Source organism: Candidatus Krumholzibacteriia bacterium (assembly GCA_029865265.1).
GTDB lineage: Bacteria > Krumholzibacteriota > Krumholzibacteriia > WVZY01 > JAKEHA01 > JAKEHA01.
Window position 1 is genome coordinate 182619 of the sequence record JAOUHG010000001.1, and the last position, 21889, is coordinate 204507.

General features: G+C 65.4%; 19 protein-coding genes. 9 read left to right on the forward strand and 10 right to left on the reverse strand.

What is annotated here, in order from left to right; genetic code table 11:
- Positions 1-37: 37 nt before the first annotated feature.
- Positions 38-2719 (reverse strand): serine/threonine-protein kinase, encoded by a 2682-nt coding sequence (locus OEX18_00705; protein ID MDH4335783.1) that lies wholly within the window; start codon positions 2717-2719, stop codon positions 38-40.
- A gap of 77 nt (positions 2720-2796) precedes the next feature.
- Here OEX18_00705 and OEX18_00710 point away from each other — a divergent pair, with 77 nt between their 5' ends.
- Positions 2797-4380: a SpoIIE family protein phosphatase gene (locus OEX18_00710; protein ID MDH4335784.1), complete on the forward strand. Its 1584-nt coding sequence runs from the start codon at positions 2797-2799 to the stop codon at positions 4378-4380.
- Between the two features lie 53 nt (positions 4381-4433).
- On the opposite strand, the gene OEX18_00715 is transcribed toward OEX18_00710, so the two are convergent.
- The gene (locus tag OEX18_00715; GenBank protein MDH4335785.1) at positions 4434-4904 is read right to left on the reverse strand and encodes a hypothetical protein; all 471 of its coding nucleotides are present in this window, start codon (positions 4902-4904) and stop codon (positions 4434-4436) included.
- A gap of 160 nt (positions 4905-5064) precedes the next feature.
- On the opposite strand from OEX18_00715, the gene OEX18_00720 reads away from it, so the two are divergent.
- Positions 5065-5778: a zinc metallopeptidase gene (locus tag OEX18_00720; protein ID MDH4335786.1), complete on the forward strand. Its 714-nt coding sequence runs from the start codon at positions 5065-5067 to the stop codon at positions 5776-5778.
- A gap of 6 nt (positions 5779-5784) precedes the next feature.
- Here the strand turns inward: OEX18_00720 and OEX18_00725 are convergent, their stop codons facing one another.
- Complete coding sequence (locus OEX18_00725; protein ID MDH4335787.1) at positions 5785-6483, reverse strand: class I SAM-dependent methyltransferase; 699 nt, start codon at positions 6481-6483, stop codon at positions 5785-5787.
- A gap of 211 nt (positions 6484-6694) precedes the next feature.
- Here OEX18_00725 and OEX18_00730 point away from each other — a divergent pair, with 211 nt between their 5' ends.
- Entirely contained in the window at positions 6695-7657 is a 963-nt protein-coding gene (locus OEX18_00730) for a GNAT family N-acetyltransferase (GenBank protein ID MDH4335788.1), read from the forward strand.
- A 6-nt stretch (positions 7658-7663) separates the two neighbouring features.
- On the opposite strand, the gene OEX18_00735 is transcribed toward OEX18_00730, so the two are convergent.
- From OEX18_00735 to OEX18_00755, 5 genes are read right to left on the reverse strand one after another with little or no spacing between them, the layout of a single operon-like run.
- Positions 7664-8479, reverse strand: coding sequence for a hypothetical protein (locus tag OEX18_00735; GenBank protein MDH4335789.1), 816 nt, complete (start codon positions 8477-8479; stop codon positions 7664-7666).
- 46 nt (positions 8480-8525) lie between these two features.
- The gene (locus tag OEX18_00740; GenBank protein MDH4335790.1) at positions 8526-9095 is read right to left on the reverse strand and encodes a GNAT family N-acetyltransferase; all 570 of its coding nucleotides are present in this window, start codon (positions 9093-9095) and stop codon (positions 8526-8528) included.
- The gene (corA, locus tag OEX18_00745) at positions 9095-10192 is read right to left on the reverse strand and encodes a magnesium/cobalt transporter CorA (GenBank protein ID MDH4335791.1); all 1098 of its coding nucleotides are present in this window, start codon (positions 10190-10192) and stop codon (positions 9095-9097) included. Before corA ends, OEX18_00740 begins: the two co-directional genes overlap by 1 nt.
- A gap of 1 nt (position 10193) precedes the next feature.
- Complete coding sequence (locus OEX18_00750) at positions 10194-11081, reverse strand: mechanosensitive ion channel (GenBank protein ID MDH4335792.1); 888 nt, start codon at positions 11079-11081, stop codon at positions 10194-10196.
- 18 nt (positions 11082-11099) lie between these two features.
- On the reverse strand, positions 11100-11666 hold the full coding sequence (locus OEX18_00755; protein MDH4335793.1) for a DinB family protein: 567 nt from the start codon (positions 11664-11666) through the stop codon (positions 11100-11102).
- 131 nt (positions 11667-11797) lie between these two features.
- On the opposite strand from OEX18_00755, the gene OEX18_00760 reads away from it, so the two are divergent.
- The 6 genes from OEX18_00760 to OEX18_00785 all read left to right on the forward strand — a co-directional run bounded on the left by OEX18_00760 (position 11798) and on the right by OEX18_00785 (position 20352).
- Positions 11798-15187, forward strand: coding sequence for a methylmalonyl-CoA mutase family protein (locus OEX18_00760; protein MDH4335794.1), 3390 nt, complete (start codon positions 11798-11800; stop codon positions 15185-15187).
- A 55-nt stretch (positions 15188-15242) separates the two neighbouring features.
- Complete coding sequence (locus OEX18_00765; GenBank protein MDH4335795.1) at positions 15243-16415, forward strand: hypothetical protein; 1173 nt, start codon at positions 15243-15245, stop codon at positions 16413-16415.
- 90 nt (positions 16416-16505) lie between these two features.
- Positions 16506-17108, forward strand: a complete 603-nt coding sequence (locus OEX18_00770) for a hypothetical protein (protein MDH4335796.1) — start codon at positions 16506-16508, stop codon at positions 17106-17108.
- Positions 17083-17559: a hypothetical protein gene (locus tag OEX18_00775; GenBank protein MDH4335797.1), complete on the forward strand. Its 477-nt coding sequence runs from the start codon at positions 17083-17085 to the stop codon at positions 17557-17559. Before OEX18_00770 ends, OEX18_00775 begins: the two co-directional genes overlap by 26 nt.
- Positions 17560-17783: 224 nt before the next feature.
- Entirely contained in the window at positions 17784-18653 is an 870-nt protein-coding gene (locus OEX18_00780; GenBank protein MDH4335798.1) for a hypothetical protein, read from the forward strand.
- A gap of 151 nt (positions 18654-18804) precedes the next feature.
- The gene (locus OEX18_00785; protein ID MDH4335799.1) at positions 18805-20352 is read left to right on the forward strand and encodes a fused MFS/spermidine synthase; all 1548 of its coding nucleotides are present in this window, start codon (positions 18805-18807) and stop codon (positions 20350-20352) included.
- A gap of 24 nt (positions 20353-20376) precedes the next feature.
- On the opposite strand, the gene OEX18_00790 is transcribed toward OEX18_00785, so the two are convergent.
- Positions 20377-20598, reverse strand: a complete 222-nt coding sequence (locus OEX18_00790) for a hypothetical protein (GenBank protein ID MDH4335800.1) — start codon at positions 20596-20598, stop codon at positions 20377-20379.
- 80 nt (positions 20599-20678) lie between these two features.
- The gene (locus tag OEX18_00795; GenBank protein MDH4335801.1) at positions 20679-21833 is read right to left on the reverse strand and encodes a S1 family peptidase; all 1155 of its coding nucleotides are present in this window, start codon (positions 21831-21833) and stop codon (positions 20679-20681) included.
- Positions 21834-21889: the final 56 nt, after the last annotated feature.

Genomic DNA, 21889 nt, shown 5'->3' on the forward strand with positions numbered 1-21889 from the left:
TCAAAAGCCCGGTATGAAGAGAGACGCGCTCGCGCTGCTACTTCCCGGATGTGAGCAGCGCGGGCCAGTTCAACACCACGGTCAGCCCGGTGCCGATGGATTGATTCTCACCGGTGAGGATGACGATGCGGCTTTCGTCCCGGGACACGTCGAAGCTGTCCACCCAGCGGTCCGAGTACACGCGGGACTCGGTTCCGATCTCGAGGGAGCTCTCGTTCAGCTTGACGGGGATCTTCCACAGGCGCCGCTCACGCACGAAGTAGAGGTGTTCGCCCGCCCAGCGCGGTGTGTTGGCGCCGTTGAGGGTGATCTGCCAGCGCCGACCGGCGCGCCCGAAGGGAATGGCGAAGATGTTCTCGCGCCCGCCTTCCGTCGACTCGTACGCCATCCAGCGCGCGTCGGGCGAGAAGGCGATGCGGTAGAGCCCCGCCCCGCCGCCCAGCGACGGCGGCATCGTGACGCCCTGCAACGGATCCGGCGCGCCATCCATCAGCGGTATCGCGCGCAGCTTCCCCTGGGCTGTCCGGCTTCCGAGTTCATGGCACATGAGATAGCGCCCGTCCGGCGTCCAGCCCGCGTTGAACAGGTCGGTTCCGCTGTCGAGCAGGCGTGTCTCGTTGGCGCTGCCGTCGATGGGTTTCAGGTAGGGCCCGAAGGTCGCCCCGCGCTGTGCGGTGAATGCGATCCGTCTGCCATCCGGCGACCACAGCCCGCCGTTGTCGTGGCCCGGGTCGAAGGTCATGCGCGTCCTGGCCCCGCGCGCCAGATCGATCAACCACAGGTCGCCGGTTCCGCCGACCGAGTTGAAGATCCCCGTGAGAACCGTGGCGCCGTCGGGGGACAGTTGCACCGGAATGTCGAACTCCGCGCCCTCGCCGATCTCGCCCTGGGCCCGTCCCGCGCCATCCAGCAGCAGCAGGTGCCGCGTGCTGGCGTTGCTGCCGTGTCCGTACACCATGACGCCGCTGGGGGACACGTCGAAGACGCCGTGCGCCGCGCCGGAGAGCAGTTGCACGTCGTCCGCGAGCTTCACCGGATCGCCCGTGATCGTGAGGCTCTTGACGTCGAACGACTGGGCGATGAGCGCGCCTTCACGCACGAAGAAGATGTATCCGTTCGCGTACATGGCGTCGGTTTCGGTGGCGAACAGGTCTTTCGACTCCTTGCCGTCGATGGAAGCCACGCGCAGTTCGTGGCCCCCCTGGTCGTTGGCGGAGAAGTGGCGCACCACGTAGAGAAAGTGCTCTTCGTCGGGCAGAAAGCGCGGGAAGCGGTGGGACGATTCGCTGCGGGTCGAATCCAACTGGGTAATCGCCACCGACTCCCCGCCGGCGGCGGACACGCGATGGATGGGCGAGGTGTAGCTGGGCGCAAACAGGATGGTGCCGTCGCTGCGCCAGGTTCCTCCCTTGCCCACCTCGGCGGTGCAGAGAACCACGGGCACGCCGCCGGTGACGTCCACGCGCTTGAGCTTGCCGCCCGCAAAGAAGCCGATCTGCCGGCTGTCGGGCGACCAGAATGGATACCCGGCGTCGTCGGTGCCGGTGAAGGTTCGGATCTCGTCGCGGGCCAGGTCACGCACCCCGAGCAGGACTCCCGACGGCGCGGAAACCGCGAAGGCCACCATGCGACCGTCCGGAGAGATGGCGGGCGGTCCCGGGTGCGAGCCGTACACACTCAGCGGCGCGTCCTGCGGCACATTGATGGCCGCGGTGATCGCACGCGACGCGCCTCCGCCCTCCGAGCGCAGCGCCGTCAGCAACCAGCCGGCGGCGCACAACACGAGCAGGACCGCGAGCATCCACGTGAGACGCGTGCGTCGTCCGGCTGGTGTGGCGGTCGCAACCGAAGCGTCTTCGGTTGTTTCGCCGCGGATGACCGCGTCGATGAGGATGCGTGCCTCGCCGATGTCGCGCAGACGCTGTTTCGGGTCCTTGTTCAGACAGCGGCGCAGGAGCTTGACGATGGCGGACGGTGTGTCGGTGGGGAGCGCGCCCCATTCCGGCTCCGCCCGCAGAACCGCGGCCAGCGTGTCGCTCACCGTTTCGCCGCTGAAGGTCTGACGGCCGGTGAGCATCTCGAAGAGCACGCAGCCGAAGGCAAAGATGTCCGTGCGCCGGTCCACCCGCTTGCCGCGCGCCTGTTCCGGACTCATGTAGGCCGCGGTCCCCAGGATCACCCCGGCCACGGTGGGTGAGTTGCCGAGCACGGTGGGGGATTGGGAAAGCCCGGAGTTGGATGCGTCGCCCTCCACCGCCTTGGCGAGGCCGAAGTCCAGCACCTTCACGTTGCCGTCGGGCGTGAGGACGATGTTGGCGGGCTTGAGGTCGCGGTGGACGACGCCCTGCTCATGGGCGGCATCCAGCGCGTCGGCGATCTGGCGTGCAACCTGCAGTGCTTCTTCCAGCGGCATCGGCCCATTCGCCAGGCGCACGGACAGATCCTCGCCCTCCACCAGTTCCATCACCAGCACGCGATGGTTGCCGTCCTGTTCGATGCCATGAATGGTGGCGATGTTGGCATGGTTGAGCGAGGCGAGCAGGCGCGCCTCCCGCTCGAAGCGCATGAGGCGGTCCGGATCCCCGGCGAACACGTCGGGCAGCACCTTGAGCGCGACGTCGCGCTCCAGGCGCGAGTCACGCGCCCGGTACACCTCGCCCATGCCGCCCGCACCGATGCGGCCGGTGACCTTGTAATGGCTGATGGAACGTCCAATCATCGTGGATACAAAGGGAGTCGCGGGAGTATATCAGTATCTGATATGGTTGCTACGACTTTCTTGAATTCCGGAGGCACATGGTAAACGTAGAAATCGTTTGGGAAGGCGAGAACCACCGCTTTTCGCTGGAGGACGGCGACCACAGCGTGGGGCGTTCCAGCGAGAACGCCGTGCAGCTGCCCATGGCGCGCGTGAGCAAGAAGCACGCGGAAATTCGCATCCAGGGCCAGGACATTTCCGTGCGCGATCTCGGCAGCCGCAACGGAACCGAGATCAACGGCAAGCCCATCGGAGACGCGTGGGTGGAGGTCCAACCCGGGGCGCTGGTGAGTTTTGCGGGCGCGCTCATGCGGCGCGCCACCCCCGCGACAACGGCGTCCCACCGCCTGCTCGGTGACCACCAGGTGGCCACCAGCCTGCGCTACAACATCAGCCAGGGATACTCGGAAGCGGCCCAGCACCGCCTCATGGACCGAAGCCAGCAGCTGTTCGAACTGCTGGCCTCGAGTGACGATGTGATGGCCATCGAAACGGCGGCCTGCCGCCTTGTGGCCGAGAGCGTGCCGGCCGAACGCGTGGTGATGCTGGCCGACTCCGGCGAGGCCACCAGCGTGGAAGCACGCGCGCGCTGGACCAAGAGCGGCGACCCGGATGCGCCGCTGCAACTCAGCTCCACCATCGTGGGCAGCGTGCTCACGGAGCGCGACTCGGTGCTGGTCGCCAACCCCCTGGAAGACCCTCGCTTCGGCGGCCAGCAGAGCATCATGGCGCTGAGCCTGCGCTCCGCCATGGCGGCGCCGTTGTTCGACAACCAGCGTGTGCGCGGCATCCTGTACGTGGATACCACCGACTCGCGCGTGCGCTACTCGCAGGCCGACCTCGAGGTTCTCACCGCCACCGCCAACGCGGTCGCGGTGAAGCTGCGCAACATTACGCTGGAAGAAGAAATCCACGCCGCCGCCAAGATCCAGCGCACGATGATCCAGTCCAACGTGGAGGTTCCCGCGGGCTACGAGGTGGACGCGCATCAGGTGATGTGCCGCGCGGTGGGTGGAGACCTCTATTTCGTTGGCGCGCGTTCCAACGGGCGCGTGCTGGTGGCGCTGGGGGACGTGACCGGCAAGGGAATGCCGGCCGCGCTGGCCATGAGCGCCACCACGGTTTCGCTGGGGCTGCTGGCGGACATCGACAGCGACATGGAAACGCTCGCCGGGCGCCTGCACCGGCAGCTGTTCAAGAGTCTCGCGGAGGAACAGTTCGTCACCCTGTTCGTGGGTGAGCTGGACCCGGCCAGCGGCGTCATCCGCTACGTCAACGCCGGCCACGAACCGGTGCTCATGGTGCGCGCGGGCGGGGCCATCGACGTGCTGGATTCCACCACGCTTCCCATGGCCATGATCGAGGAGATCCCGCTGATCGCGTCGGAGGCGCAGCTGGCGCCCGGCGACCTCATGGTGGTCTTCAGCGACGGCATTCCCGAGGCCACCACCAACGGCGACCGCTTCCTGGGGCTCGACACCGTCAAGCAGGCCCTGACCGAGAAGCACAACGAGCCCCTCTCCGAGGTTCGCTCCAGCGTGGTGAAGCTGGTTGAATCCTTCCTGGCCGGGGGGCCGGCGTCCGATGACGTCACCCTGGTCATGCTGCGCCGCAAAAAGTGACGGCGCCGCGCGGTTGCGCGACGCCGTACGGATCCGCCAAGAACCGGTCTTTCCTAGAACCAGAAGCGGGCGCCGATGGCGCCCTCCAGGTCGAAGTCCGTGTCCGGCGCGACGTCCAGGATGGGCACGATCTCGCCGAAGATATCGAATGGATAGTTGGCGAAGATGTATGCCAGCCCCACGGGAAAGCGGATGCCGAAGGTATCGTCGTAATTATCGACGAGGATCATACGGGCGCCGACCCCGAAGAACAGCGGGAACGCGTCGCTGTTCTTGAGCTGGAACACGTCGAACTTGTGGAACAGGTAGTCGCCCTGCAGGTGGAACTCGTTGTTGCCCGAGAGCGACCAGGCGGCCCCGAACTCCAGGGCGTGTTCGTTGGCTAGCCAGAACTTGACGTCGATTCCGGTGGGTTCGCCCAGGATGAACCCCAGACCAAAGCTCTTGTCCTTGGCAAACGCCGGGGTTCCCGCCGCCGCCAGGGCGGTCACACAAAGTGCAGAAAATATGAGTTTACGAATCATCTTGCTCCTCCGCTGGAACCTTCCCGCCCGCGGCGGTATATTGATGTCTGGTTGGGGGCCGGGCGCCCCCGACCGGTCATTGTCGGGGGCATGGTACGAACCCCGGCGGACACAGGCAAGGGTTGATTCACGTCCTAATTCACGGAGAGGAAGCTGAACCATGTTTTTTGACCCCCTCTACTGGCTGGTGATTGGCGCGGGCATGATCCTGAGTATCTGGGCCGCCATGAAGACCAAGGGCACGTTCCAGAAGTACAGCCAGTACACCACCCAGTCGCGCATGACGGGTGCGCAGGTGGCGCAGGCCATTCTGCGCGACGCCAATATCAATGACGTGAAGATAGAGCCCATCCACGGGAATCTCACCGACCACTACGACCCGCGTACCAAGACGTTGCGGCTGAGCGAGGGCGTGTACGGCAGCACCAGCATGTCGGCGGCCGGTGTGGCGGCACACGAGGTGGGTCACGCCATTCAACACGCGCAGAATTACGGGCCGCTCAAGTTCCGTTCGGCGTGGGTGCCGGTGGCCAATCTGGGTGGCGGCATTTCCATTTTCGTGTTGATTGCGGCCGCGTTCCTCGGCGGCGCACAGTCGGTGCTGGGTGCCAAGGTGGCGCTGCTGGGCGTACTCCTCTTTGCCACCACCACGGTGTTCACGCTGGTGACACTTCCGGTGGAGTTCGACGCGTCGAAGCGCGCGCTGGCCACCCTGGGCCGCGGCGGCTACCTGACCCGGGAGGAGCTGTCGGGTGCGAAGAGCGTGCTGGACGCCGCCGCCATGACCTACGTGGCCGCGTTCGTGACATCGGCGCTGACGCTGCTGTACTGGGCCATGCGCCTGGGACTGCTGGGTGGCCGGCGCAGCGACTAACGCCCGCTAAGCCGTCGTTCGATAGACGGCAAAGTCACACCCTCCGAAGCGATAGTCCTGTGCGGAGGCGAAGAGTTGCGACTCCTCCACCGCCGCGCGCCATACCGGACGGTGGTAGATGAGATGTAGCTCGCGCGGGTGTTCGCGGAGCGATGCATTCAGGTTATCGAGCACGCGCCGCAGGACGGCGCCGTCGAACGGGTTGAAGAGAAACACCACCGTGTCATCCCGCTGAAAGGCGTAGTCTGCGGCGTCAATCGGCGCAACGGTGGCCTGGAAGCGCCGCCCCGTCCGCGCGCGCAGGACATCGAGGTTGCGCCGTGCAATCTCGCACAGCGACGCCGAGTAATCCACGCCCGTCACCCGCGCAAAGCCATACTCCACCGCCAGCATCAGCACGCGGCCCTTGCCGCAGCCCAGGTCCACGAATGTGCCAGCCGTGGGAATACCCGCGGCCTTCAGCGCCCGCCGCAGCGGGTGGGCGCGGGTGGGCTCGTAGCGGATCCCGTGTGCACGGGCGGGGAGAGACACGTCGGTGAGCGCGTCGTTCTCCACGACCCGTGCGGTTTCGGTTCCGAAACGCCTATCGAACGCGTGGTCCCGCAAACGGCTCAGGTTCCGGGTGAACCCGCTGACCACCGCGCGCAGCAGGGCCCCGGGTCCGTGGGTGCGGAAACTCTCGACGTTGCGACGAATGATCGACATTGTGCGTGGGCGTATGGCGGTGCGGGACCGGACCCCGGGGTTGACAATCGGCCCCGTGTGGCGCATGCTTCCTCATGTAGCGCCGCCCCTACTATACGCGGCAGCACCCCGCAGGGACAACGATCCCGAGGAGCCATTCCGACCCCTTCTGCTAACGCTTCCGGCCGCGTCGCCGGGCACATTTGCAAGACTTCAACCCCCGGGTGGTCCGGTGCGTCCACTGACCGACAGCAACCGCGCTCGTGCGCGCTACGAAGAGATCCTCGATCACTTCGCCGGGGCCTCCGTGTATCACACGCCGGCCTGGTTGCGGGTGTGGGAGGACCTGGGTGCGGACGTCGAGCACGTCTTCGTCGATGACGAGACCGTGGTGCCCTTCGTGTGCAAGGGCGCGGGGGCGTTGCGGCGCGCGTATTCGCTGCCGTTCGACACCTACGGCGGGCCGGTGACCGCGCGGTCCAACGGGCCGCTGTCCTTCGAAGGGATCATCGAACGGGTGGCGAGTCCGTCGGTGCGGTTGGCGGACTTTGGCGCCGCGGTGGCCTCATCCAACGGCGCGTTGCGGCCCATGGTGTCGCACATCGTCGACATGGCGGACGGCTACGAAGCCGCCTCGCGGCGCTACAGCGATGCCAACCGGCGCAACATCCGGCAGGCCCGCGAAAACGGCGTGCGCGTCGCGGCGATCTCGCAGCACGAGGTCACGCGCGAGTTCTACCGCCTGCACCGTCGCACCGTTGGGCGCTACGGAGCGCGCGCACTGCCGGTGGCCTTTTTCGAATCCGTGTTTGCGCGCCTCGTTCCCGCGGGTGCCGCCACCTTCTATCTCGCGTTTCACGAGGACCGGGTGGTGGCGGGAAACCTCGTATTGCGCTACCGCGACCGCTCCTACGACTGGATGTGGGCGTACGACGACCGTTTCGCGTCCCTGCGTGCCACCAACCTCATGCTCGATCATGCCATTCGCGACGAGGCCACCCGCGGCTCGCGCGAACTCAATCTTGGTGCGAGTCCCAACGATCGCCTGGGCAGCGTGCGCTTCAAGCAGTCCTTCGGTGCGCAGCCCTTTGCCTACGCGGTCTACGCGCATACCGCACCTCTGATCGCCGCGGCGCGGCGGGTGCGCTTGGGGATGAACCGGATGGGCGCGCGCATCCGTTCCAGCTCCTTCTAGTCTCCGTCAGAAGAACAGGGGCAGCGAGTGGGTGGGGTAGTGGTGCTGCAGGATCGCCATCACCAGGAACAGGTCGACGATCAGGTGCACGATCAGCACGTACAGCAGTACGCGTGACTTTTCATACATCACGCCCTGGGTGAGCGCGAAGCCGTACACGATCCACATGCCGTGCCCGGTGAAGGCCATGTCGTAGAGCACCGAGGTGTACACCACGGCCTGCGCGGGGTTGGCGATACGTGCCGGGAAGACGCCGCGCAGAATCGCGTACACGGTGTTCACGAAGAACAGTTCGTCCCAGATGCCCACGCAGTTGATTCCGACCGCCAGGCGCTTGACGGCTTCCACCTGGAAGACCTCCGGGAGCGGCCAGTGGGTGGGCAGCTCGGGATTCAGATAGAAGAAGTAGAGCTCGATGATGCCCCACGCGAGGGGAATCGAGATCAGCGTGTAGATCAGATCCCGCCACGAGAACTGCACCGGCCACAGGCGCCAGCGAATCTCCCCCGGCGCCTTCCAGCGCATGAACAACGCGGGGCCCAGCACCACCGCCAGGAACACGGAGCCCAGGGTGAGGAAGTGGGATGTGCTTAGGTCGGTGTGAATGGGTGCGAACGCCAGCACGAGGACGCACGCCAGCAGCACCCCGAGGTTGCGGCGCACGCGCGGGTCGGGCTGCAGCGCCGTCAGCACGGCCGCGAGCACCCATACCGCGAGGCCGGCGGGGAAGTTCTCGACGGGAATGAGCAGAACCGTCGCGGCGCAGAAGGCGATGAGCGGCGCGACGGCGGGGATGCGGCTGCGAATGGCGTGCGGCGTCATGGGTGGCTAAGATACCCACGCGGGCGCGGTGCGTCCAGCCGCACCGTCACGGGGTACGGCGAAAAATGGGGCGGGTGGGCGAGCGGCGGGCCACTTCGCTGAACCCGGCCTTTACAAAGGTGGACGGAAGCCCCGTCCACACGAATGCATCGGGGGGGCTGGTCATGGTCGATTGCTGCGGATATCCCTCCACCACGCGCGCCCCCCGCTTGAACGCCATTTCCGCCGCCGCGCGCAGCAATCGCACCGAAACGCCGCGCCGGCGCCACGGCTTCGCAACGAAGAAACAGCTGATAGACCACACCGCTGCGTCGTCCACGGGGGCGAGCACCCGGGAGCGGGACAGGTACGAGTACTCGGCGCGTGGTGCCACCGCGCACCACGCCACCGGCTCGCGGCCGTGGCAGGCAATGATGCCGGGACGGTTTCCTCCCTCCACGAGTTTCTTGAGTGCGCGCCGGTTGGCGGTCTTCTTGCCGGCCATGAACGCTGTACGCGTGAGCCGCCAGGTCATGCACCAGCACCCGCCGCACGCACCGCGCTCTCCGAAGAGGACTTCCACGTCGTTCCAGCGTGACGCTGTCGCCCAGTAGAAGCGAAGCTCGTCGCGCGGCATTACTCCTCGTCCATTTCGTCGTCGGCGCCGTCGCCGCCCAGCCAGCCCCGGTGGCGGAAGAAGAGCAGCATGCCGATGCCGGTGGCCGTCATCACGCCCAGTACCGCCGGGTAGGCCCACTTCTTGGTGAGCTCGGGCATGTCCTGGAAGTTCATGCCGTAGATACCCGCGATGAAGGTGAGCGGAATGAAGATACTGGCCATGATGGTCAACACCTTCATGACCTCGTTGGTGCGATTGCTGGTGACGGAGAGGTAGGTATTCATGAGACCGTTCACCAGTTCACGGTGCGAATCCACCACGTCGACGAGCTGCGAGCAGTGGTCGTAGGTGTCGCGCAGGTAGGGCTTGACCGATTCCGAAATGAACCGGCTGGGATCGCGCAGCAGCCTTCCGACGGTCTCCTGTTGCGGCCACACCCCGCGGCGCATCACCACCAGGTCCGTCTTCACCCGGTTGAGCCGGTTCAGCGTGGCCGGTGTAGGGCGGGTCAGTACCAGGTCTTCGATGCGCATGATGCGCGTGCTGAGGCGGTCGATGACGGGGTAGTAACCGTCGATGATGGTGTCTATGATTGCGTAGGCCAGATAGTCGGGCCCGGACTTGCGCATCCGCCCGAGCCCCTCGCGGATGCGAACGCGCACCGGGTCGAGGCAGTCGCCGTAGGTTTCCTGCACGGAGATCACGTAGTTATCACCCAGCAACACCGCAACCTGCTCGACCTCGATGAGTGTCTCGGACTTGATCGTGGCCATGCGCGCGATGAGCAGCAGTTGCTTCTCGAATTCCTCTGCCTTGGGCCGCTGCGGGGCGTTGACCACGTCCTCCAGCGCGAGCAAATGGACATCGAATATCGCCCCGACCTGGCGCAGCCGGGCCACGTCACCAAGCCCCTGTACGTCGATCCACGCCACGTGCCCGGGGGACGCGACGTCACGCAATTGCTCGGGATCGGTGATGTCGAACTCCTCCACGCCGGCGGGGTCGTAGCGCATCACTCGGATCTTCGGCGGCGGGCTGCCCTCCGGAGCGACCAGCGTTCCGGGGCGTGACCCAGCCGGCGGGTGGCGCTTGCGAAAGATGGCAGCCTTGTTCATGTCAGTTCGCTCCGCGCGTTGAGATGCGTTCCAGAGACGCCGCGATCGGCGGGTCCAGGTGCACGTCGAGTTGCGGGAACGCGATCACGATTCCCTTGGCCTTGAAGGCCCACCAGACCGCCTCGTGCAACTCCGATATGGCGGGGCGCCACTCCCACGGATTGTCCATCCAGATGCCGATCTCCCAGTTGACCGAGTTGTCGCCGAACTCGCGGATCGCAATGAGTGGTTCACGGTCGGGCACAGCCCACTTCTGACTGATCTCCTTTGCCGTCTCGGTCAGCGTCTGCTTGACCAGCGCCATGTCCGAGCCGTAGACGACACCCACCGGCACGCGGATGCGCACAGTGGCGTTCTTGAGCGTATAGTTCTTGACCGTCTCCTGGATGAGCGTGGAGTTGGGAATGACCAGGTCTTCGCCGTCGCGTGTCTGCACGATGCTGGCCCGGATTCCGATGTCGGTGACGCGCACGATGTTTCCCTCCACGCCGAGCACGTCTCCGGGGCGGATGGTGCGTTCGGTTTGCAGAATGACCCCGGCAACGAAGTTCTGGGCAATGTTCTGCATGGCAAAACCAAGACCCACGGCGAAGATCGCGCCCGCGGTGAACAGAGATCCAATGTCGATCCCCGCGGCGGCAAAGGCCACGCCGACCCCGGCCAGGATCATGACGTAGTGGACCAGCCGCGTTACCCCGGCGGCCACCTCGGGACGGCTTCCGCGTCGCATCATGGCGCGGGCGATGATGGCGCGGACCAGCCGGGACACCGAGACCGTGATGATCATCACGAGAACCACCGTGGCGAGCGTGGACACGGTGATGGATGCGTCTCCGATGGAGAAGAGCTGCTGGTCGAGGACTCGTTTGACGGACGACAGAAAACCCATTGTGTTCCTCCGGAGTGATCAGCGCGGCGATTGCGCGATCACGTTGAGAACCTGTTCCGCCTGCCACAGGTGACGGCGCTGGTGTGCTGCGGTAACACGCAGCGCGGACCAGAGGTTGTACTTCACCCGCGAACTGAAGGGAGACGTGATCTTGATCTTCGTGAGCGAGAGGCCGTCGAGTTCCGGGAGCAATCCGACCAGTTCCCCCTGCAGGGCCTCGTAGTTCGTGACGACGGTGGCTTTCGGCTCGATGGAAGGTGGCGTGAAGGACTCATTGGTCTTGAAACGCGACTTCGGCGGCGGCTCCAACGATCGAACCAGGAACCACCCCATCGGGTCCAGTCGCAGCGTCGGCGTGGTTAATCCGCGCGCGCGCCCCTCGCGCGCGGCGTCGCGGATGCGTGGAATCAGTGCCCGTGACGACATGTTCAGGTGCTCCACGCACTCCGCCACCGACCAGCGGCCCTCCGCCGGCCGCCGCCGCCAGTTGCCGTCGTCCAGCGGGTCGGCGATGCGGTGCAGGGTGGCGGTGGTGGCTCTCAGCTCGTCACGGAGCGAGGCCAGTCTGGGGGAAAGATCACCCATGGGGACAGTCTGCACGCCGCGGGGAGCTGGGTCAACGGGCATGGAAGGGTCGGGGCGCCGTCCGGCTTGCGAAGACGGGGATTAATTGGGTAAACTGCGGGTGGCGTCATCCCCGCAGAATGCCGTTCATAATGAAAACCATCGAACCCTACAGGCCGAAGCACAAGGTGCGCATCGTCACCGCGGCGTCGCTCTTTGACGGCCACGACGCGGCCATCAACATCATGCGGCGCATCATCCAGTCCACCGGTTGCGAGGTGATTCACCTCGGCCACGACCGCAGCGTGGAGGAAGTGGTGGAGACCGCCATCCAGGAGGACGCCCAGGCCATCGCCATGACGTCCTACCAGGGCGGTCACGTGGAGTACCTGCGCTACATGAAGGATCTGCTGGAGCAGCGCGGGGCGGGTCACATCAAGATTTTCGCGGGCGGTGGCGGTGTCATCCTGCCGGATGAGATCAAGGAACTCCACGCCTACGGGATCACGCGCATCTATTCCCCCGACGACGGCCGTTCCATGGGCCTCCAGGGGATGATCAACGATCTCGTCTCCCAGAGCGACTACGCAACCGGAGTGAGCCTCAACGGGGTCGTGGACGGCGTGCTCAAGCGCGATTTCGTGGCGGTGGCGAGGGTTATCTCCGCGGCGGAGAACGACCCGAAGGGTTCTGCCAGCAACCTCGACGCGCTGCGCGCAAAGGCGAAGGGATCCGCGACACCCGTGCTGGGGATCACCGGCACCGGCGGGTCGGGCAAGTCCTCGCTGGTGGACGAACTGGTGCGGCGCTTCCTGCTGGATTTCCCCGAGAAGACGGTGGGCGTGGTGTGCGTGGACCCGTCGAAGCGCAAGACGGGCGGCGCGCTGCTCGGCGACCGCATTCGCATGAATTCCATCCGCAACAAGCGAGTGTACGTGCGCTCGCTGGCCACGCGCCAGGCCAACCTGGCGCTCTCCGCGCACATCAAGGACACCCTCGACATCCTCAAGGCGGCGGGTTTCGACCTGGTCATCCTGGAGACGTCCGGCATCGGACAGTCGGACACCGAGATCGTGGATCACTCCAATGTGAGCATGTACGTGATGACGCCGGAGTACGGCGCGGCCTCGCAGCTGGAGAAGATCGACATGATCGACTTCGCCGACCTTATCGCGCTCAACAAGTTCGACAAGCGCGGCGCGCAGGACGCGCTGCGCGACGTGCGCAAGCAGTACAAGCGCGCCCACCGGCTCTTCGAACTGGACGACGATGATGCGCCGGTGTTTGGCACCATCGCGTCGCAGTTCAACGACCCCGGCACCAATCATCTCTACCGGGCCGTGGTCGACAAGCTGGTGGAGAAGTGCAAGCTGCCGGCCGCAAAGTGGAAGTCTTCGTTCGCACGCACCGGCGCCGAGTCGGAGAAGGTGTACATCATTCCACCGGGGCGCACGCGCTACCTCAGTGAGATCTCGGAAACATGCCGTCGCTACGACACCTGGACCGCGGAGCAGAGCGCGGTGGCTCAGAAGCTGTTCGCGCTGCGCACATCCATCGACACGGTGAAGGCGAGCAACGCGGCCGATCGCGACCGCATCGTCAAGGATCTCGAACAGGCCTGTGCGGAAACCGCGCGCGCGCTGGCGCCGGAGTGCGACGACATTCTCAAGGGCTGGGAGGAGAAGCGGGCACGCTACCACGCGCCGGTGTACACCTACAAGGTGCGCGGCCGCGACGTTGCCGTGGAGACGCACAGCGAGAGCCTCTCGCACACGCAGATTCCCAAGATCGCGCTGCCGCGCTACCAGGCGTGGGGAGACGTGCTGCGCTGGAATTTGTCCGAGAACGTGCCCGGCGAGTTTCCCTTTGCGGCGGGGATCTATCCGTTCAAGCGCATGGGGGAAGATCCCACCCGCATGTTCGCGGGCGAGGGCGCGCCGGAGCGCACCAACCGCCGCTTCCATTACGTGAGTCTCGACATGCCCGCGCGGCGCCTGTCCACCGCGTTCGATTCGGTCACGCTGTATGGCCGCGATCCCGACACGCGTCCGGACATCTACGGCAAGATCGGTAACTCGGGCGTGTCGGTGTGCTGCCTGGATGACGCCAAGAAGCTCTATTCGGGATTCAACCTCATCGATCCCAAGACGTCGGTGTCCATGACCATCAACGGCCCGGCGCCCATGATGCTGGCTTACTTCCTCAACGCGGCCGTGGACCAGCAATGCGAGGTCTACATAAAGCAAAACGGCCTCGAGGACGACGTCAAAAAGAAGATCGACAAGATCTACCGGGGCCGCGAGACGCTGCGCCCGCGCTACCACGGCGACCTGCCCAGAGGCAACGACGGCCTCGGGCTGATGCTGCTCGGCGTGACCGGCGACGAGGTGCTGCCGCGCGAGGTGTACGACAAGATCAAAGCCGACACGCTCAAGGTGGTGCGCGGCACTGTGCAGGCGGACATCCTCAAGGAGGACCAGGCGCAGAACACCTGCATCTTCTCCACCGAGTTCGCGCTGCGGCTCATGGGCGACGTGCAGGACAACTTCATCCGCCACGGCGTGCGCAACTTCTACTCGGTGTCGATCTCCGGCTACCACATCGCCGAAGCCGGCGCCAACCCCATCTCGCAGCTCGCGTTCACGCTGGCCAACGGCTTCACCTACGTGGAGTACTACCTGTCGCGCGGAATGGACATCAACCGCTTCGGCCCCAACCTGTCGTTCTTTTTTTCCAACGGCGTGGATCCGGAGTACAGCGTAATCGGGCGCGTGGCGCGGCGCATCTGGGCCAAGGCGATGAAGCTCAAGTACGGGGCCGACGAGCGCTCGCAGATGCTCAAGTACCACATCCAGACCTCGGGGCGCTCCCTGCACGCGCAGGAGATCGCCTTCAACGACATCCGCACCACGCTGCAGGCGCTGTACGCTATCTACGACAACTGCAATTCGCTGCACACCAATGCGTACGACGAGGCCATCACCACCCCCACCGAAGAATCGGTGCGGCGCGCGATGGCCATTCAGCTCATCATCAACAACGAGCTGGGGCTCGCGAAGAACGAGAACCCGTTGCAGGGCTCGTTCATCATCGAGGAGCTGACCGACCTGGTGGAGGAAGCCGTTCTTGCGGAGTTCGACAGTATCACCGAGCGCGGCGGTGTGCTGGGCGCCATGGAAACCATGTACCAGCGCGGCAAGATCCAGGAAGAGTCGCTGTACTACGAGACGCTCAAGCACTCCGGCAAGCTGCCGGTGATCGGCGTGAACACGTTTCTCTCCTCGGAAGGGTCGCCCACGGTGCTGCCGCGCGAGGTCATCCGCGCCACCGAGGACGAGAAGCAGCGCCAGATTGCCACCGTGCAGGCGCTCAAGGAGCGCGCGGGCGAGCGCGCCGCCGCGGCGGTTCGCGCCATCCAGAAAGCGGCGGTGGAGAACCGCAACGTCTTCGACGAACTGATGGAAGGCGCCAAGGTGTGCTCGCTGGGCACCATGACGCAAGCGCTCTTCGAAGTGGGCGGCGAGTATCGCCGCAACATGTAGTTTCCCGCCGGTTCGACAGGCCGCGTTCCGCGGCATCATCTGTTACAATTGATGCATGTTGGCGTCCCTGCTGATTCCGCAGGCCCTCTCGCTCGTGTTCGCCGCCACACCGGTGGCCGGCGTCGATGGTCCCGTGCATGCGCTCGCCACCGATGCGGGCGGGGTGTACGCCGCGGGCAGCTTTGCCCGTGCATCCGGTGCGCCCGCCGCGAACATTGCGCGCTGGGACGGCAGCGCGTGGCATCCGCTGGGCGCGGGCACCGACGGACCGGTGTACGCGCTGTTTATTGACGGCGGCGACGTGTACGCGGGGGGCTCGTTTGCCAATGCAGGGGGCGTAGCGGCGGTCAACGTCGCGCGCTGGGACGGCAGCGCCTGGTCCGCGGTGGGAGGCGGGGTGACGGGTCCCGCCGCGGTGGTGAAGTGCTTCTCGCGCGACGCCGGCGGACTGTTGATCGGCGGCGTGTTCGCGCAGGTGGGTGCGTCAACCACCGCCAACGGACTGGCGCGCTGGACCGGTTTCGAATGGAACCTGCTGGGCGGAAACGTGCCCGGCATCGAGCACGACATCCGCGCCATCGCGCCGCTGGGCGGCACCATCTACGTGGGTGGGGTGCTGCGCTTTCCCGGTTCGACGCGGCCCAGCGAAGCCACCCTCGCGCGCGCCACACCGTTCGTTCTCTCCGACCACGCCGGCAGCGCCAATGCAAACGGCGAGTGCAGCGGCTGCGCGTCGGTTGACGCGCTCGCGGCAACCGCCAGCGACCTCTACGCCGGCGGCGCCTTCACCACCCTGGGACAGGTGACGGTGGTCGGGAGTCCGTACGGGGTTGTGCGGCTCGCCGGCGGGGTGACGCCGCTGGGTCTCGGCGAGGGAGCCATGACGCCGTCGGTCGCGCAGGGAGGCGTGGTGCTGGCGCTGCTTGCCGAAAACGGCGCGCTGTTCGCGGCGGGAACCTTTGTGACCATGCGCGGGGCCCCGGCGGCGTTCATCGCGCGCTGGGACGGTGGCGCGTGGTCGGGTCTGGGTGCCGGGGTGTCGGGCACGGTCCGCTGTCTCGTGGCGCGCGACGGATGGATCTATGCGGGTGGCGACTTCGTAACTGCGGGCGGCAACGAGGTGAACCACATCGCGTGCTGGGATGGCTCCGCGTGGAGCCCGCTGACCACGGTGGCGACACCGGTCCGGCGCAGCAGCTGGGGATCGCTCAAGAACCGTTTCCGCTAGGAAGGGGGCCGGGTTGACGGCCCCGCCTGGTGGGTTACACTCGGGGCTCACGCCCGTGACGCCCCCCTCCGTGTCCCTGGAGGAATGACCATGCGACGGCTTCTGCCTCTCTCGCTCGCTCTCGCGCTCCTGGCGTCCGCTGCCCGCGCGCAAAGTGACGCCCGCATCGAACTCTACTCCGACGACCTCTCCTCCCCGTGCAGTCTGATCGACACCCGGCCGGGGCCGCGCAGCGTTTTCATCTACCAGACGGGGACGTTCGTTGCCGCGGCCAGCGAATTCTCGGTGCGGCTGCCGTCGTGCTGGACGGGTGCGGCGTACGTGGGTGAGGCGATCGACCCGTCGCTGCTTGCGATCGGCAACCCGCAGACGGATCTCTCGGTGGCGTACGGCGGGTGCCGGGTTCCACCGGTCTATATCGGGCGGGTGGATTTCTTTGCCTCGGGGATCGCATCCGCTTGCTGCGTGTTCCGGGCGCAGCCATCGCCCTCGGGCTTGCTGGTGGTGGACTGCGCGTTCGAGACGCACGCCATCGTGGCCGGCCCGGGTATCACCATCAATCCCGATGAAACGTGTCCTTGCAACGTGGCTCCGCCCCCCCCCGCCGCCCCCTCCCCCTCCACCGGTGCCGCTCCCGTCGCGCATCGAGATATTCGCCGACGCGGACATGAGCGAGTGCGCCATCGTGGATGACGGTCCGGGGATTCGTTCCGTGTATGTATTTCACACCGGCAATGCCAGCGCCACGGCCTCCGAGTTCAGCGTGCCGCTGCCGGCGTGCTGGACGGGAGCGTCATGGGTCGGTGACAACGTCGTGCCGGGTTTCCTGACCGTCGGGACTTCGCAAACCGACCTTTCGATTGCGTACGCGGGGTGCGTCGATCTGCCGGTCTTCATCGCGCGCATCAATTTTTCCGTCACCGGCAAGGCGCCACCGTGCTGTCGCGTTTTGGTGGCGCCTCCCCTCACGCAGTCTCCGCAGGAAATTGTCGAGGTGTCGTGTGACTACCAGACGCACGCCGTCGGCACCGGGCTCGGCGTCACTGTGAATCCACCGACCTCGTGCGCGTGCGATTCGCCGACGACCTTGCGCACCGAACCGGCCACGTGGGGCAGGGTGAAGGCGATATTCCGCAACTGCTGACCCGACGGCGGCCTGCGTCACCGCCAGAAGAAGATACGGAAATCCGGATATGGCGTTTGGGGCGTGCCGACGCCGCGCCCGCCAAATTGGCGGTGGAGTTATCCACCGGCGCCGTGGTACGATTATCACCGCTGAATCGGCCTTTCCCAAGGGGTGGGGTTTCCCGACAGACGTCGTTTACGCCCCGCGGCCCCTGTCTTTCGAAATTCCAAGGAGAATCAATAATGCGCTGGCACGCACGACTTTTGCTTCTATGCTGTATTGCCGTTTTTGCGGCAGGGTGTACCGGCACCGACCGCCCCGCCGACCCCGCCAACCCGTCCGCCGCCCTGCAGATGCAGACCTTCGACGAGTGCACCGGTGAACTCGGTGACCGTGTCTGGTTCGACGTGAACTGCAATGGACTCCAGGACAAGGACGAGACCGGCGGCCCGCAGGGCCTGGAAGTGACCCTCACCAACTGCGCGACGGGTGCCGTGGTGGCAACCACGACCACCGATGCGAACGGCTTCTACCTGTTTGCCGGAGTTCTCGACGGACAGTACAAGATCTGCTTCGAAACCCCTGACGGGTACGAGTGGACGCTCGAGGATCAGGGCACCAACAACGGGCTCGACAGCGATGTCGGCTCCGATGGCTGCACCGGCTGCTTTACGTTCGAGTGCGACAAGCCCAACCTGAACATGGACGCGGGCCTGTGCGAGAAGAAGGGCGGCGGTGGCGGCGAAGGCTGCACGCCGGGCTTCTGGCGCAACCACCTGACCCACTGGGCGGCGACGCCGTACAACCCGGGTCAGGAAGTCAACGACGTGTTCGGATGCGACCTGGTTGCCGACGGCGTGACGCTGGGCGAAGCGATTGACGCGCCCCAGACGTACGGCGTACTCGTGTTCCACGCCATCGCGGGGATCCTCAACGCATCCCACCCCGATGTCGACTACGAGTGGAGCGTGGGCGAGGTCATTTCCGCCGCGTGCACGGGTGACAAGGATTCGATTGCGGACGCCAACGAGGCGGGTTGCACGCTTTCCGGTGGCAACACCACCGGCAACGGCGGCAACGATGATTCCGCCGGCAAGATCAAGAAGAACTAGTCTCGATACCAGAGGCGTTTTTCTCAAAAAGGGAGCCCGGATTTCCGGGCTCCCTTTTCTCTTGCGCCCGAATGCCCGGGTGCCGGGCGTTGACCAGCGGGGATGCCGCCGCTACACTGATCGTCCACTCAATCGGGAAGGACGTTTTCGGATGCGCAGTCACTTTCCCCTCTATGCCATCGTCTCCATAAGCGGTGCCGTGGTGTTGGTCATCGAGATTGCCGGCACGCGGGTGCTTGGCCCCTTCTACGGGGTGAGCCTGTTCCTGTGGTCGGCGCTCATCACGGTGACGCTTGCGGCGTTGAGCATTGGATATGCCGTGGGTGGCCGCTGGGCCGATCGGGGTCCTCGGTATGGCCGGTTGGGTATGGTGCTGGGGCTGGCCGGACTGTGGATCCTGGCCACCATCTGGATCAAGCGCCCCGTCATCGCGGCGGTGGAGCCTCTCGGGCTGCGCGCCGCCGTTCTGGCCGCCGCCACGCTGCTGTTCTTTCCGCCGCTCGCGCTGCTGGGAATGGTAAGCCCGTATGCCATCCGTCTGCGCGCCGAGCACATCGGCGAGGTAGGCAGGACGGCAGGAAACATCTACGCGGTGGGGACGGTGGCGAGCGTGGTGGGGGCGCTGGCCACGGGCTTCTATCTCATCCCCGTGCTCGGCATCAACCGGCTCATTGCATGCTGCGCGGCCGCACTGCTCGCAGCCGCCTTCATTGCGTTTCGCGGCGAGCGGGGTGGACGTGGGGCGATGGTGTGGGCTGTCCTGCTTCCCGTCGGCATGGGCTGGCTGGGAACCAAGGCACCGGTGCAACGCGTGGGTCAGCCCATGGAACTCATGTGGATGCAGCAGAGCCCCTATGCAGACCTGCGCGTCTTCGACTGGGAGGATTCGCGCTACCTGCTGATTGATGGCGGAACGCACACGATTGTAGACCGGCTGACCGGGAACACCGTCTTTCCCTATGCCATGGTACTCGACATTCCCCGGCACATGTTCGACGCGCCGGGAGTCATGCTCCTGATCGGGCTCGGCGGTGGTTCGGTGGCGCAGAACTACTACCGCCAGGGGTGGCGGGTGGAGTCGGTGGAAATCGATCCGGCCGTAGCCGAGATCGCGGAACAGTTTTTCGCCCTTTCCCCGGACAGCGCGCGCGTCACGGTGATGGACGGCCGCCGGTTTCTCATGAACACGGATCGGATGTACGATCTCATTATCATTGATGCCTTCGGGAGCGGCGCGATTCCGTTTCACATGGTCACACAGGAGATGTTCAATCTTGTGAAGTCGCGTCTCAGCCCGGGAGGCGTGCTGGCGGTGAACACGGAGACACGCGAGTGGACCGACATCCTCATGCGTTCATTGTCGGCGACCGTCGCGACGCAGTTTGACAACGTGGTCGCATTGCCCACCGCGGAACCCCCCAACACGTTGGGAAACGTGGTGCTGCTGGCGTCTGACCGGCCGCTCGATATTGATGAAGACGCGCTCGGCAGCCCCTACGAGTATCTTCCGTATCCCTACCGGCACTGGGTGGTGGTGGAGCGCAATCACGCCTGGGCCAATCGCTTCGTTCCCGACACACGCGGCGCGCCGGTGCTCACCGACGACCGCAACCCGGTGAGCCTGTGGTCCGAGGGAATCAACTGGGAAGCACGGAACGGTATCCACAGCGCCTTTGCCTGGCACCGACTGACGTACTAGGCGGGGCAAGATAAGGCGGACGCGCTAGTGGAGCGGACCGACGGGGCCGGTCTCGACGACCGTCACCGGGTAGCCCTCTATTTCAAGGGGGAGTCTGGCGTCCAGTTCGCTTGATCGGGTGGCAACAGCCACGCGGATACACACCCGCCCGTCTTCGAGCTTCCCCTCAAAGACACCTACGACGCCTTCGATGGACAACAACTCTGCGGCGCGGTCGCGAATCACGCTGTCAATCGGCTTCACCATCACCCTCCAGAAAAAACACCCGCCCCGGCGAACCGGAGCGGGTGTCCGAGTCAAGAACCCGACTTTCGAACTCTCCGTATCTACTGACCGACCATCGACGCGCCGATCTTGCTCAGCACGGTGTTGATCGGGTTGGCGATGGCAATTGCCTGCTTGTTGCACGTCACGCTGCCCGCAAAGCAAAGACCCACCGCCCGCGGATTGTTGCTCACATCCTCGAGGAGCAGGGATCCCGAGTCGCCACCGTTCTGGAACCCGCAGCGCTGGTTCGAGACGACGATCTGGTTGGTGTAGCTCTGCGTAAACGACGTTCCGCCGGCGCACTCGTTCTCGTACGTGATCGAGAACGCGCCGTTGATTGCGGAAACGCTGCTGCGCGTGAGCCCGGTGGTGCGACCCATCTTCTTGACCGCGAGGCCCACCGATGCGTTGAGCGTGCTGGCCGAGATCGTGCCGACGTTGAGAATGGCCCCGCTCTCGTCCACCTGACCCGGGATCACCGCGGCGATACCCGCGTCCACCGCGTTGCCGCTGTTGTCCGGTAGCGTGCCGCCGTTGCTCACCAGCGTTGCAATGTCGAGTGAGTTGTTGGCGTTGCACGACACGTCAATGAGGCCCGGCTGGATGACCGGGTCACCGGCCGAGGCAGTTCGGCCGTTGCCGCCATTGGTGATGTCGGCATACAGCACGTGGTAGTTCGACAGCACGTACTTCGTGCCGCCCTTCTGCACCAGCGAGCCCAGGGTGCCGCCGCAGCAGTATCCGTTGGCGAGGTCATAGCGCCAGCCGCCGGAGGTCCCCATCTTCACGGGAGCCGACTGGGGCGCCTGGCCAGACGTTCCACCGCCACCGCCGCCGCCCGGAGGTCCCTTGAAGGGCTTGATATCCCCGGAGACCTGCTCGACGACGCGGAAGCCCTCGTACTCCTGCTTCAGGCGTCCCGGAGGAGTCTGTTCGCGGGTGTAGATCACGACGACAGGCATGCCGCTCTCGTCTGCGCCGATTGCGGTGCCTGCCACCCCTTCGGTCTGGAGAATCTCCGGGATGTGACGGTTGTGAGCCGCGACCGCGCGATCGAAGTCGGCTCTGTGTGCATTGACCGCCGCGAGTAAACTGCTCTCCTGCGCGGGTGACGTTACGGTGCTGGAATCGTTGTCGCTGCAGGCCCAGAACATCGCGGAGATGATCACGACCAGAGCAAGGATGCTGATACTACGCCAGCGCGAATGTTTCATCAGAAACCTCCGTGACGCTTAGTGGTGAGGAATTGCGGGGGAGACCGTTCTCCCCA